This is a genomic window from Phytohabitans rumicis (assembly GCF_011764445.1).
In the GTDB taxonomy this organism is placed as follows: domain Bacteria; phylum Actinomycetota; class Actinomycetes; order Mycobacteriales; family Micromonosporaceae; genus Phytohabitans; species Phytohabitans rumicis.
On record NZ_BLPG01000001.1, the window covers coordinates 1,373,619 to 1,387,412 of the forward strand.

Annotated in this window: 8 protein-coding genes and 1 CRISPR repeat array; of the genes, 2 read left to right on the forward strand and 6 right to left on the reverse strand. The window is 67.7% G+C overall.

Going from position 1 to position 13,794, the window contains the following annotated elements; all coding sequences use genetic code 11:
- Positions 1–133: 133 nt before the first annotated feature.
- From Prum_RS05600 to Prum_RS05625, 6 genes are all read right to left on the reverse strand, one after another.
- A complete protein-coding gene (locus Prum_RS05600; protein ID WP_308785333.1) occupies positions 134–3,481 on the reverse strand; it encodes a helicase HerA domain-containing protein in 3,348 nt (1,115 codons plus the stop codon).
- Complete coding sequence (locus tag Prum_RS05605) at positions 3,478–4,143, reverse strand: hypothetical protein (RefSeq protein WP_218577078.1); 666 nt, start codon at positions 4,141–4,143, stop codon at positions 3,478–3,480. Before Prum_RS05605 ends, Prum_RS05600 begins: the two co-directional genes overlap by 4 nt.
- A 1-nt stretch (position 4,144) precedes the next feature.
- A complete protein-coding gene (locus Prum_RS05610) occupies positions 4,145–5,008 on the reverse strand; it encodes an endonuclease domain-containing protein (protein WP_173074545.1) in 864 nt (287 codons plus the stop codon).
- 639 nt (positions 5,009–5,647) lie between these two features.
- Positions 5,648–9,026: direct repeats of the CRISPR family, unit length 36 nt; unit sequence GTCGCAGCTCCCAGCGGAGCTGCCCTTCATCGAGGC.
- A 368-nt stretch (positions 9,027–9,394) separates the two neighbouring features.
- Positions 9,395–9,598 (reverse strand): hypothetical protein, encoded by a 204-nt coding sequence (locus Prum_RS05615; RefSeq protein ID WP_173074547.1) that lies wholly within the window; start codon positions 9,596–9,598, stop codon positions 9,395–9,397.
- Between the two features lie 5 nt (positions 9,599–9,603).
- Entirely contained in the window at positions 9,604–10,536 is a 933-nt protein-coding gene (locus tag Prum_RS05620) for a helix-turn-helix domain-containing protein (protein ID WP_173074548.1), read from the reverse strand.
- Positions 10,537–10,554: 18 nt separating this feature from the next.
- On the reverse strand, positions 10,555–11,391 hold the full coding sequence (locus tag Prum_RS05625) for a helix-turn-helix domain-containing protein (protein WP_173074550.1): 837 nt from the start codon (positions 11,389–11,391) through the stop codon (positions 10,555–10,557).
- A 250-nt stretch (positions 11,392–11,641) separates the two neighbouring features.
- Here Prum_RS05625 and Prum_RS05630 point away from each other — a divergent pair, with 250 nt between their 5' ends.
- The gene (locus tag Prum_RS05630; protein ID WP_173074552.1) at positions 11,642–12,958 is read left to right on the forward strand and encodes an NsdA family TPR-like regulatory protein; all 1,317 of its coding nucleotides are present in this window, start codon (positions 11,642–11,644) and stop codon (positions 12,956–12,958) included.
- Complete coding sequence (locus tag Prum_RS05635) at positions 12,951–13,493, forward strand: GNAT family N-acetyltransferase (RefSeq protein WP_173074554.1); 543 nt, start codon at positions 12,951–12,953, stop codon at positions 13,491–13,493. The genes Prum_RS05630 and Prum_RS05635 overlap by 8 nt, the downstream gene beginning before the upstream one ends.
- The last annotated feature ends 301 nt before the right edge of the window (positions 13,494–13,794 follow it).

Consider the following 13,794-nt stretch of genomic DNA (forward strand, 5'->3'; position numbering starts at 1 on the left):
GATGGGGCGCAAGTAGCCAATGCGGCGCCTTGGACGGAACAATCCCTCGTTCGAGGGACACCGTGGTCCTTGCCGCTTTGATTGCTAGGGTGACCGGCAAGGGAGGCACCCTTCGTTGAGGCTCAGATTTCACCTACGTCGCGTTCGATGTGACAGCCGCGCCTCCTCCCAAAGGTGATGTAGCTGGGCTGCCGGAAGCGGCGGAAGGCGAGCGGCGGGCGCGGGCGACGACGTCCTCAGGGGATAGTGGGCTCGCGGGGTGGTGGCTGAGGCACAGCGGGGTCCGCGCCTTGCGGAACGGCTGACCCTCGACCGCCACATAGAACTGCCCGCTCCTCAGGCGAGAGATGTCCGGTACGTCGCCGCCCTTGAAGCGAGCCATCTCGCGGGCCGCCTCGATGTGCACCGGCGCGTTGAGAAGCCCGAAGAACTGCGTCGCCGCGTTGCCGGGTAGTTGGCTGTGCAAGCCTTTGGGCGCCTGGGTGGCGAAGACCAGGCCGAGGCCGTACTTGCGCGCCTGGGACGCGAGCATCAACGTGCTGCGCGTGCAGGCCGTGACCGGGCCGGACGGCGCCAGCGTCTGCGCCTCGTCCATCACCAGCAGGCCGCCCAGTGGCCGGTCGAGGGCCGGGTTGCGCTTGATCCAAGAGAAGAGGGCCATCTGGAGTTGGTTGACGAAGCCCTGCCGCTTCTCCTCGCCCGGCAGTCCGACGAAGCTGATGACCGACACGCGGGCGCGCTTGCCCGGTGCCGGCGTCAGCAGCGTGCCCGGGTCGGCCGACTCGCCGGTGCCACCGAAGAGCGGGTCGTTGATCCGGGCAGCCTCCAGATTCTCCGCCAGGTCGGCGGCGATCGCCGCAGCGCCGATCAGCTCGCTCACCCCGTCGGGCAAGTCCCGCAGCAGCTCGATCAGGCCGCTGAGGGTCGCCGCCCCGCCGTGCCGGCCGTGGTACCGCAATGCCTGCCGCAACACCGCCTGGCCACGCAGGGACTTGGCCGTGTTGGCGGCCACCTGGGCGCGCGGGGCTAACGCGTCGACTGCGCTGTCGACCGCCTGGGTGAACTCGTCAGGGTCGTCGCGCACGCCGCTGAAGTCGGGCAGCGGCTGGAAGGTCAGCGGCCTTCCGCCCTCCCGCCCCGGCGTCCAGACCACGACCTCCGTCGAGTCGAGGTAGTCGGTCGCCGCCTGCGCGTCGGCGTCGCTCCACGCATGTGGCGCGTCCGGCCAAGCGTCGCCGAGGCGGGCGAGGTCGTTGTTGGGATCGAGGACGATCGCGGAGACGCCCAGCAGCGCGCACTCCTCGACCAGCCGTCGGATGAGGACTGTCTTGCCCGATCCCGACCCGGCGAAGATCGCCGTGTGCTTGCGCAGCGCGGCGAGCTCCACGTGGATGGGGTCGTCCCGGTCGAATTCGATACCCACCTGGATGTACGCCCCAGCCGGTGTGGCCACCGCAACGCTCCCGGTATCAACGCCGGCTGGTTCCAGAGTCACCTCGACCTGCGTGACAGACGGGTCAGCGTCCGCCGCGGCAGTCGGTTCGGTGTCCACGCCGGCGGTCACGGCATCAACCCAGTCGGCCCGAAGGGGCGTCTCCACGTCGACCGGCGTCACTCCCGCGCCAGGTTGGACGCTCTCAGCGGCTGGCTCGCGTCCGGCATCAGCCAGCGCGGTCGCCAGCAGTGCGATCCGCGAGGCCGGGCGCCGATCGGCCAGCCAGGCTTGGAGATCGTCCGGTTCCTCGGCGAGCAACGTCCGTAGCGCGACAAGGCTGCGCAGGTCGTTCTCGCCGAGCGGCAGCGTCCGCCCGCCGACCGCGACGAACTCCTCCACCGCCTTGCGCCGCTTGGGACTCTCCGACCACTCGTCGTTGCGCAGTACGAAAAGCCGCCGCTGGGCGACCCCGTGGGCCAGGCCGGCAGCCACGCAGGCGTTGCGCAGGCGGGCCAGCTCAGCGTTGTAATGCTGCGCGGCAATAGCCCGGAAAGCCCAATGGGCCTCGTCCCCATTCCGCTCGTCCAGCGTCCGCCGCAGCCGTGCATGCAGCGCGGGCTTGCGGACCGGGATCGTGTCCTGGTCGAAGTCGGCGTCCGTACCCTCCCTGATCCACGCGTTCAGGGCGGACGCGAGCAGGGACGGCACCTCCGTATCCTCGTTCTCCGGGTCGAGCAACCTGGCCACCTGTGCGTGTTCCCGCAGCGCCGCGTACCGCTCGTCCAGCAGCCGTAGCGACGAGCGGTCGGCCTGCGCTGGCACCGGCGCCGCTGTCTCGGCTGCGGCCGCGAGCGTCGTCATCTCGGTGAGCTCGCCGTTGAGTACGCACGAGCGGATGTGTCGTTCGACGTTGATGAGCAGCTGTCGCGGCGTGAAGTCGGCGGCGTCGGCGAACGCCTCGGGCCGCACTGGCCAAGTCGGGTACGGCGGCACGAACCCGACCTCGTCGTAGTGCGCAGCGAGTCGGCGCTCGATCAGCGACCTGCCGACGCCGGCGTCCGGGATCGACTCGAGCGTGGCTGTCTCGCGAAACCGGTCCTGCACGGTGTCAACCGCGTTGCTCTTGATCACCGCCCACGACACGGGCAGCAGAGCGAGAACGGTCACCGTGCGCCAGGTCATCTCACGCAGCTCCATCAGGCCGCCGGCGACCTGGTCGAGCCGGACCGCCGCGCGCCAGTCCTCTGTATCGGTCTCGGTGGGCGTAGCAGCGCTGAAGCTTCGTTTTGCCACCTGAGCGATGAGGCCGTCGACCTGGTCTACCGCGATGACCGAGGGCCCGGTGAGCGCGAGGAGTCGGGACACGTCGGAGACGAGTTCCTGCGCCAACCTGCGGGTCGGCCCGATGCCCCACGCGGTCCGTTCGCCGGCTTCCGCCTCGTCCGCAGCGAGCAAATACGACATCGCGACGTCCTGCACTCGCTGGTCGGGACCGGCGAGCAGGGCCAGGGCACGGGCGGTGTCCCGGCATCCGATCCCGATCTGGCGGCTCATGCCGCCCAGGGCCGCGGCGAACGCGTCCAGCCGCTCTGGTGTCATCGGTGCCCGACCAGCGACCGCCATCCGGGTAACCACGGGAAGGTCGAGCGCGTCGGTAAGGCGTTGCAGGAACACGTGCAGCTGCGTCGTACCGTCGCCATCGACCGGCTGGTGCAGGCCGTCAACCATCGACACCGAGGCACTGCGCCAGAACGCGTCGGCGTCGAGCAGGTTGACCAGAAAGAAGTAACCTCCCCGGAGTTGGGTTAACTCACGGACCCGGCTGAGCAGATGGGTCTTCCCGGCACCCCGCTGGCCCTTCACCGCGACGCCGATGGGGCTGGCGTCCGGACTACGTTCGGCCGCGGCCAAGCCGTCGAGGACGGTCGTGAGAACGTCCGTATGCAGGCCATCGACATGGAACCGTGGGGGGTGCCAGACGTCGTTCCTGGTCGGCGCGTAGTTGAACTGGAGGTGCGCGAGCGCCTTCAGCATCGTCTCGGTCACGAGACCCCCATCGAGATCGAGTGCTTGGGCTGATCACCGATCACCACCGCCGCGGCCCGAGTACGCGCGTCGAGCGTCTTCTGGTTGGCCTCGGGCAGGAGGGTCACGCCCCGCCGGCGGTTGAGCCGGCGCAGCGCCGCGTCAACGTCGGCCGGGACGAGGTCGCCGATCACGTCACGCAGGTCGGCGAGGTTCACCAGGTCACCGGCACGGTGGGCGATCATCCGGTAGGCCGCGCGCACGCGCTCCTCGACATTCTGCTCGGCCGGGGCCCGTTCGCGAGATGGCAAGCCGGTCGCGACGGGAGGGTTCGACATGGCGACGAACTCGGCGAGGCTGGACCGCTGGGCCGCGAGGAAGCGACCCAACCGCCGGAGCACCGCGTACAGAGCGCCACCGGCGGCACCTGAACGAGGTGGCGCCGCCCCGACGTCAAGCTGGGTGGCGCAGTGCGCCCATCCCTTGTCTCCCAACGCCAGTACGAGCCGGCCCGAGGCGCGCTCTACCTCTATCAACTTCAACCGCTCCAGCTTTTCCCGCGACCCCTTCTTCAACTGGCACCCATGGTCACGAGTCAAACTCACATTGGGAACCGGCCCCGCCTCGGCCATGAGAATGAAGAGCGCGGCCGCCTCGACCGATGTCAGGTGTTCGTTCGGCACGTCAGTTTCCTTTCCCGGCCCGCCTACGGTTGGCGAGAAACTGCTGAAGAAGTGCGAGCACGTTCTCGATGTCGTCGAGCACCTGCGTGTTGGTGAAGCGGAGCACGGCATACCCGTTGAGTTGGAGCATCACGTCACGGTGACGATCTTCGGCGTATTTCCCTGCCGCCCGATGATCATCGCCGTCGATTTCGACGATGCACCGCTCCCTTTTCCACAGCAGGTCGACGCGGACGGGGTTAACCAACGGGCCCGGCCGGATGGTGTGATTCCAGGCCCGGCCGGCCGCCCACGCCCGATCGGCGAGGACGGCTTCAAGCACCACCTCGGCGCGGCTAGTGGGATGCGGCTTGCCGACGACGATATGACGCTGTGACCTGCGAGCCGATCGCTCCCGACGCGGCCGCGGATTCTCGTCGATCGGCTCTCGGGGTCGGACGCTGGAAACCGCCGGCGCGGATCCCGCGACCACGGTCTCCCGTCCAGGCCGAGCCACAGCAATCTCCGACAACCAGTCGATGGCCGGCAGGGATTCACCGCAGATCCACACCGCGAGCCGACCACAGTCGACCAGCCATTGCGCCGCCCGCACCAGGGCGAGCGCTTCACTCTCGTCGAGATCGTCGGGTGCCTGCAGGAGCAACGCACAGGCCGGCCGCCCGAAGCTGGCCGCGAGTACCCGCGCCAGCCCGAGCACGCGTACCTCGGGCGGGTGCCGTCGCGTTCGCGGCCCCCGCCTGGCCAGAGCACCGATCGCCAGGTCGGCGAGAAAAGGACCGTACTGGGCGGTTTCGGCGGCATGAGCAAAAGCGACCGCCCGGACGGCAGTCACCGCGGCACCGGCCGACGTCACGATGCCTTCCACCCCGGCAGCCAAGCCGGGAAAAGTTGACCGGCGGCCACCTCCATCTCGTCCAGAGTGGAGGCGACCGTCGCGTTCTGGCTCCGGGACCGTGTCACCTGTTGGACGAGGACGGCCGGAGTATTGAGCGGCGCATTCGCTACCGCCAGGTCGAGATCGTTCGGGCGGAAGCACTTTATCCATACCACCCGATCAGTCGGAATCTCTGAAAGAGAAAAGGCCACCGGCACACCTAACATGAGATGACGGCGCTCATTTTGGTGGGCCGCCAGTAGGGCGGCAATCGCCCGGTCGGGGACGAGTCGGCACTGTCCGGCACCACTTGCTGGCCGATCAACGGGGTTATTCCGGGTACACTCGGTCGACGCAGGACAGGATCCCGGGATCAAGAACGCGATCTTGCGACTTGATCGGCTGCCGCCGTTCGATCACCGATCACTCGCCACGATCCTCTAGATCATCGGCGAAGCCTCCGTCGTCCCGCACTCAAGCGCGCACCTGTCGCGGAGGCGTTTATCCAGCTACCGCACCCTGCGGCACACCACAGTCGCAGTTCCCGGCGACGCCACCCGATCATGGAGAACGCACCCTTCGCAACCGACCGGCTTGGGCGCTGCTCAAGGTGGCTAGAATTTCGGCCCTGTCGCAGCTCCCAGCGGAGCTGCCCTTCATCGAGGCGTCACGAGTCCCACTCCAGCCACGGGCACGGCCGCAAGGTCGCAGCTCCCAGCGGAGCTGCCCTTCATCGAGGCGTGCGGTGCCCGTGCAGTCGGCCTGGAACAGCCGTCGCAGCTCCCAGCGGAGCTGCCCTTCATCGAGGCGCGCGCGGCGTGCGGCCAGGCGGCGGCGGGGGCGGCGTCGCAGCTCCCAGCGGAGCTGCCCTTCATCGAGGCACGGTGTCGGAGGCCGCGTTTTTCATCGCGTCCGCGTCGCAGCTCCCAGCGGAGCTGCCCTTCATCGAGGCCCGACCACGGCCACGCCCAGGACGACGAGCACCTTCCCGTCGCAGCTCCCAGCGGAGCTGCCCTTCATCGAGGCGTGACGCCGGTAGAGCCGGCCGAGTTTGCGACCTTCAACAGTCGCAGCTCCCAGCGGAGCTGCCCTTCATCGAGGCGGAAGTTCTCGATGCGTTGGCGCCGGCCGGCGTCGTCGCAGCTCCCAGCGGAGCTGCCCTTCATCGAGGCGTGGCAGTCACGGTCATATCCCCGATCAGCCCAGGGTCGCAGCTCCCAGCGGAGCTGCCCTTCATCGAGGCGGCGCCGGGTAGCCGGCGGGGGCGCCGGGGTACTGCGGTCGCAGCTCCCAGCGGAGCTGCCCTTCATCGAGGCCCCGACTCGCCGCCGCGGCCATCGTGTCGTTCGTGGGTCGCAGCTCCCAGCGGAGCTGCCCTTCATCGAGGCGGGGGTGTCCAAGGGTACCCATACGGGGAAAAACAGACAGTCGCAGCTCCCAGCGGAGCTGCCCTTCATCGAGGCTCGGTTGGGCGTACGGAGGCGGCATTTCGACGGTCGCAGCTCCCAGCGGAGCTGCCCTTCATCGAGGCACAGCAAGGGATTCCCGCTCATCGTCCACTAAGGGTCGCAGCTCCCAGCGGAGCTGCCCTTCATCGAGGCTCCTCGGGTTCACGTGATCACTGTCGGCTGATCGACTGGTCGCAGCTCCCAGCGGAGCTGCCCTTCATCGAGGCGAGGTCGCGCCCTCGTGCGTGCTCGTGCAGATGGGTCGCAGCTCCCAGCGGAGCTGCCCTTCATCGAGGCCTGGCCGCCGGCGACGGTGAAGATGGTGCGGGTGTCGGCCGGTCGCAGCTCCCAGCGGAGCTGCCCTTCATCGAGGCTGCCCGGGGTGCCCGTCGTGCCCTGGCTGCCCTGTCGCAGCTCCCAGCGGAGCTGCCCTTCATCGAGGCTTCTATCGGCCCTCGGGAGTGACCCGGGGGCCGATCCGCGTCGCAGCTCCCAGCGGAGCTGCCCTTCATCGAGGCGTGTCGGAGATCGGCGAGCACCGCGAGATTGCGCACGCTGGTCGCAGCTCCCAGCGGAGCTGCCCTTCATCGAGGCTCCGGCATGTCCGGCAGCAGGATGTCGCCGAAGATGTCGAAGGTCGCAGCTCCCAGCGGAGCTGCCCTTCATCGAGGCAACTACGACGGCTCGGACATCACGACCGACTAGTCGCAGCTCCCAGCGGAGCTGCCCTTCATCGAGGCGTTTCCTTCGTCGGGCGCGGGCAGACGCTCGAACAGCGTCGCAGCTCCCAGCGGAGCTGCCCTTCATCGAGGCGCGATCCTCGACCGGATGGAGCGGGAAGCCGAGCAGTCCGGTCGCAGCTCCCAGCGGAGCTGCCCTTCATCGAGGCCCCCGAAACGTCGTCGCGGCTGGCCTGCCCGGCGGAGCAGGTCGCAGCTCCCAGCGGAGCTGCCCTTCATCGAGGCACACGGATTTCCGGTGACGGATCTCCGTCAATTTCAATGTCGCAGCTCCCAGCGGAGCTGCCCTTCATCGAGGCCCAGCTCCGCGGTGAGCGCCTCTCGCACCGTCAGGTCGCAGCTCCCAGCGGAGCTGCCCTTCATCGAGGCAGCACGATCGTAGACGTCCGGCGAAGACATGAGGTCGCAGCTCCCAGCGGAGCTGCCCTTCATCGAGGCAGCGTTGCGCAGTTCGCCGCGGATCGTCAGGGGCCGAGGTCGCAGCTCCCAGCGGAGCTGCCCTTCATCGAGGCCCACCTGCGGCCCGGCTGGCCGCGCTGCGACGTGCTGTCGCAGCTCCCAGCGGAGCTGCCCTTCATCGAGGCCCGTCCCCGCCCGGGTCGTCCATGTAGGTCGGCATCGCGGTCGCAGCTCCCAGCGGAGCTGCCCTTCATCGAGGCCAGGCCATCAGGGCACCTCCAGCCGATCCCACGACACGGTCGCAGCTCCCAGCGGAGCTGCCCTTCATCGAGGCGTGGATCGCCCTGACGCTTCCAGCGCCCGTGGTGCAGGTCGCAGCTCCCAGCGGAGCTGCCCTTCATCGAGGCCGCCTGGCGAAGGTCGACGGCTCTCCTGTGTGGACGGTCGCAGCTCCCAGCGGAGCTGCCCTTCATCGAGGCACGGCGTCTGCGGCCCCGCAGCGCTTCGGCCCGATGAAGTCGCAGCTCCCAGCGGAGCTGCCCTTCATCGAGGCTAGTTCTCTGACCTCTCCCACCGTTTGTGGCCGTGTCGCAGCTCCCAGCGGAGCTGCCCTTCATCGAGGCGCGAGCGCGGCGGCCGGCGGCTGGCTGCTGGACCAGGTCGCAGCTCCCAGCGGAGCTGCCCTTCATCGAGGCGGGAACGAGAGCAGTGCGGGCACTTCCACCGCCGCTGAAGTCACAGCTCCCAGCGGAGCTGCCCTTCATCGAGGCGTATGGCGTCAGGATTGGGTACAGCACGATCGTAGAGTCGCAGCTCCCAGCGGAGCTGCCCTTCATCGAGGCGGCCGCCACCACGCCCGCCACGCGCGCAGCAGCTCGGTCGCAGCTCCCAGCGGAGCTGCCCTTCATCGAGGCGCGAGGCCGGAAGGCCGCCGGTGACCGGTTCCAACGTTGCAGCTCCCAGCGGAGCTGCCCTTCATCGAGGCGCCGCGCGCAGCGTGGCCACTGTGGACCCGTGCCGCGTTGCAGCTCCCAGCGGAGCTGCCCTTCATCGAGGCTGGACGAAGACCGGGTCGTTGGTGATCCGGTATCCGAGTTGCAGCTCCCAGCGGAGCTGCCCTTCATCGAGGCGCGTTGGGGATGCGCACGGGCCGGTATTCGGCCCCCGTCGCAGCTCCCAGCGGAGCTGCCCTATCGAGGCGCCTTCGCCGTGGTCAGCGCGGTCCCGGTCATCAGGTCGAGTCGCAGCTCCCAGCGGAGCTGCCCATCATCGAGGCTGTCTGGCGGATCCGCGGCACACCCCAATCGGGGTGGTCGCAGCTCCCAGCAAAGCTGCCCTTCATCGATCGAGGCCGGCCGCAGGCGATCTGCACCGTCACGGGCGTCTGTCGCAGCTCCCAGCAGAGCTGCCCTTCATCGAGGCGTCTGCGCGGTCACGTCGTCGTAGAAGCCGGCGCATTCACGTCGCAGCTCCCATCGGAGTTGCCTTCATCGAGGCGCCGCGACGGTACTCGGAGGAACCTGGAAGACCTGCTGGTCGCAGCTCCCATCGGAGCTGCCCTTCATCGAGGCCATGCACAACGCCTCGGCCGGCGTTTACGGCGCCCCCAAGGATCACCGCCGAACTACCGACAACGGCAGCAAGCAGGTGAACCATGAACGTGTAGGCCCCATCCGTCGCCCACGCTCCCAACCCTTCGAGATCATTGAGGATGGCGGGGCCTGCCGCGTCCAACAAGGCTGGCTCCCACCAACCTGGAGTGTGGCAGACCCCGGTAGATCCGTCTGCGGCTATGCTGTCGACGCGGTAGGGGCGGCGTACGGCTGCCCCGCAACTTGGGCCAGCCCGGTGAAGAACGCCTGATAGAGGTGCATCAGGCTCTCGGCCAACTCCTCGCATTGGGACGGCTCGATCACGATGGCGTGCTTGTCTGCGTACGCGGCGATCCGCTGCGCTGCGACCGTCACCGCCGCCTTCGCAGCGTCCGAGTTCACCGGCATCATGCCGCCACCCCCTGCCCGGCCAGCTCATCGGTCGGCTGGGCGGAACGGGAGCCGGCGAGCTTGGCGGCAGCTTGGCCGATCATCTCTGCGGATCGGGCCGGGTCCAGAGCGACTTCGGTGAGCTTGTCGAACGCCGCCGCATACCGGTCGGCGGCATCTGCTTCTAGGATCAGGCGGCCCCCGAGGTGCTCCACCACCGCGACCGGCGGGTACGGCCGGGCCATTCGGCAAAGAAGGAATGCTCCGTTGACGCCGGGATGCCAGCCCACCTGTGTGGGTAAGACGCGGACGTTTACGTGCGGCCGCTCGACCATGCGGGTCAGGTGCTCGAGTTGCTGCTGCAACACCAGCCGGCCGCCGACCGGCCGCGACAGCACCGGCTCCTCCACCACGATCGTCAATCGGGTCGGGGGCTTCTTGTCCTCCAACACTTGCTGCCGGGCGATCACCTGCCGCACCACGTTGTCTGCCCGCAACCCGTCCTTCTCCACCGCGCGCACAGCTGTGTCGGCGTACTCGCGGGTCTGTACCAGATCTGGCACCAGGGCGGCGGCGTAGATGCACAGCTCCTCAGCCCTACACTGCAACCACCACGGGTCGATCACCGTCCCTTCGGCATCGTCAACCGGGTCGTAGGCGCCGTATACCTGTTGCCACTGGCTGATACGCCATGCCTCCTGCGCCAGGTCCACGAGTTGGGTCCGCTTCGCCTGGTCGTGCACGCCGTACACGTCCAGCAGCGCGGACACGTGCTCGCGCCGGAAGGGCCATTCCGCCCGCTCATACCGGGCCAGCGTGGAAAACTCGACCCCCAGATACTCGGCGACGTACTTCAACGTCAACCCGCGTTCCTCGCGCAACGCTCGCATTCGCTCCCCCAGGAACTGGGCGCGCACGGTCTGCACGAACTGTTCTCGCTTCGTCGGCACCTTCGTGCCTCCTTCCTTTCACATCAATTCGGTAATCAACGCGGCCGATTCGGATGCCGGCAGCGCTGCGGCCCAGAGCTTGTCGAAGACGCTCGCGTAAGACTGGGCCGCCTGTCCCTCGTGGACAGCCGCATCGTGGACGTGGCTCGTGGAGGCCACGGTCCGTGGATACGGCTGGGGTAGCCCGAAAACGGTGAACGAGGCATCCATGCCTGACACATAGGCTGCCCGTGATGGCAGTACCCGCATCTGCCCGCGGTCGGCCGCCTTGCCCAGATGTGCAAGCTGAAGGCGCGCGGCGTCGCCGTTACCGCCGACCGGGCGATGCAGCACCGATTCGGTGACCACCACGCGCAGACCGGCCGGCTCGCCGTCAAAGCGCTCCTGGCGGTCCCGGATCGCGCGCACCCACCAACGCACCTGCTCCTCCACGACAGCCGGGCCGAAGTCGCGATGAACCACCGCTTCCACGTAACCGGACACCCGTAGTAGATCCGGCACCAACGTCGCGCCGTAGCAGCTGACCCGCTCGGCGATCGACTCCAACCACAGGTTGTCCAACATGGACACGTCCAGATCCGGGGCGTAGAAGTCGTCCTCCCACCGCGACAACCGGAACGCGTCGCGAGCCAGCGACAGCAGCCGGTCCCGCACGCGCTGCTCGTACACGCCATACGCGTCCAGCAGCGCTGTCACCTGCGCATGATGCAGAACCCGCTCACCGTGCTCGAATGCCTTCACATCCGCGTACTCGAAGCCGACCTGCACTGCCACGTACCGCAACGTCAAGCCTCGGTCGTCGCGCAGGTCCCGCATCTGCTGGCCCAGCCATCGCGAGCGCAGGGAGGCGACCACCCGCAATCTCCTTTCAGCGCATTTGCGTAGCCGTACAATTTGCTTCTTTCCGCAGGGCGGCAGGCGCTATGTCGGGCGCCAATAGACCTGTTCGCGGATATGCGTCCGTTGGTACGGCAGCGCTTACGGCGTCTATCTGGGCACCAGCATTGCCGGTACGCTTGCGATAGGACAGACGTGACGGCCTGACACCTTTCGACAGCAATTGCTGTCGGCTGTCGCGGCCATTTGGACTTCGAGGAGATCGACAGTGGAGCAGCGGCCGGATCCGCTCAAGCGCCTGTACGGCGCGGCACTGGATCATTTCTGGCGGCAGAAAGGCGTAACGGCCGCCAGTCTCGCCGCTGCCGCGCGATGCGACTCGTCGTACCTCTATCTGATCAAGTCGGGCAAGCGGTTGCCCAACCCGTCGATCAACAAGGCGCTCGACGCCGCAGTCGAGGCCGGCGGTTTGCTCGTTACGCTCGGGGAGGTGATCGAGGAGGAGTCGCGCCGTACAGGGCGCACTCGCCAGGCGGGGGAAGTGGAAGGAAGCATGGAGCGCCGTCTGCTGCTGCAACATGCGCTGGCCGCCCTTGCGGCCGGCACGGCTGGCACGGCAGCAGCACTTGAAACCATCCGCGATGGCCTCGCACGTTCAGTCTCCACCAGCCCGGGAGCTGAACATGATGTCGACGAATGGGCCGAGGTCGCCTGGGAGTACGGACGCGCGTACCTGACCACGGCGCCCGACGTGTTGGTCGCCGACATCGCCGCCGATGTCGTTGATGTCCAGCAGCGCCTCCAAGACGAGGACGACGACGTCCACCGTCAGGAACTCTCCCGCGTCAGTGCCCAGTTGGCCGGCCTGATGGCGATGAGCCTGACCAACCTCGGTCAACTCCGGGCGGCGCGGCGCTGGTGGCGTACAGCTAGGCAGGCCGCCGACGCGTCCGAAGACCCGCTCACCCGCGTGTGGATCCGCGGCGAGCAGGCCATCCGCGCTCTCTACAGCCACCGCTCACCGCAGGCGGCGATCGACTTGGCCGATGAGGCGCTCGCGATCAGCGGCACTTACTACCGGGGCAAGGCACTGGCCGGAAAGGCCCAGGCCCTGGCCGCGATGGGACGAGCCGATGAGGCCAAGACCGTCATCCGGATGATCGAGCCGGCCTTGGAGCAAATGCCCGCAAGCGTCGTCGACGATCAGGTGACCGTCTACGGCTGGCCGGAACACTGCCTCCGGCACGCCGAAAGCTACGTCTACAGCCACATCGGCGACAGCGACGAGGCACGCCGTGCTCAACGGCAGGCGCTAGCGCTGTACCCACCCACAGAACAGCGGGCGCGAGCGCTGGTCCAACTCCATCAAGCCATGTGCCTGATCGCCGACGGCCACCTCGACGACGGCAGCCTGCACGCCCAGCACACCATCGGAGCACTCCCCACCTCGCAACGCACGGCGTTGGTGATGCAAGTTGGGCACCGGGTCCTCAACACTGTCCCCGCCGGAGAACGCGATCGGTCGTCGGTGACCGGGCTCTACGAGATGCTTGCGCTTCCATCCGCAAGGTCACCGCATGACTAGCCGCCCCAGCGGCATTGAACTGCGCCACCACAACGTCATCACCGCCGCCCGCCTGATCGGCGAAATCGCGGACGTGTACGCCGACGCCCGAGCCGAACCGCCCTACGACTCCGACCCCAGATGGCAACGCCCGGCATTCGTATCCCGCTTCAGCCAGCAGGCCAACGACCCCGAGATCGCTCTCGTCGCCGCCTACGCAGACACCGAGATGGTCGGATTCGCCTACGGTCGCCCCATCGCCCCGGGACGATGGTTCGAGGGCGACACGGCACCACCGGACGACATCCTCGCCGCGACCAAATTCGCCGTCGTCGAGCTGAACGTATGCCAGTCCTGGCGCAGACGAGGCATAGGACGAGCGCTGCTCGACGAACTACTACGGGACCGACCCGAGCAATACGCAATGCTCAGCACCCTACCCGGCCTCAAAGCTCATCAAATGTACGAACGCATGGGATGGCGCCACGTCGCCACCACGCTGCCCGACAGCGGGCTCCCGCCATGGTGCACACTCATCCTTCCACTTAGGAATTGATCACTGCGCAGTTCGGAAATCGGTCTTGGTTGTAACCTGCTCGTCCAGGGACTATCCAAGGATCGTCAAGATCGTCGATCCCATCTGTGCTGGTCATCGAGGCCGCAGTCGACCTGCCGAAACCTGCTTATCGGGCACAAAGGGCGTCCGCTGAGTAGGTGGCTCACCGCTCGATCGTGCATTCGGGTGGGATGTGCCAAGCCCTCCGTCGATGCCACACCACGGTGCTGCGGCTTCCACCTGCCGCGCGCGGGTATGTCGATCGTGGGTCGCCAGGATGAGTTGCATGCTGTCTGCGCAT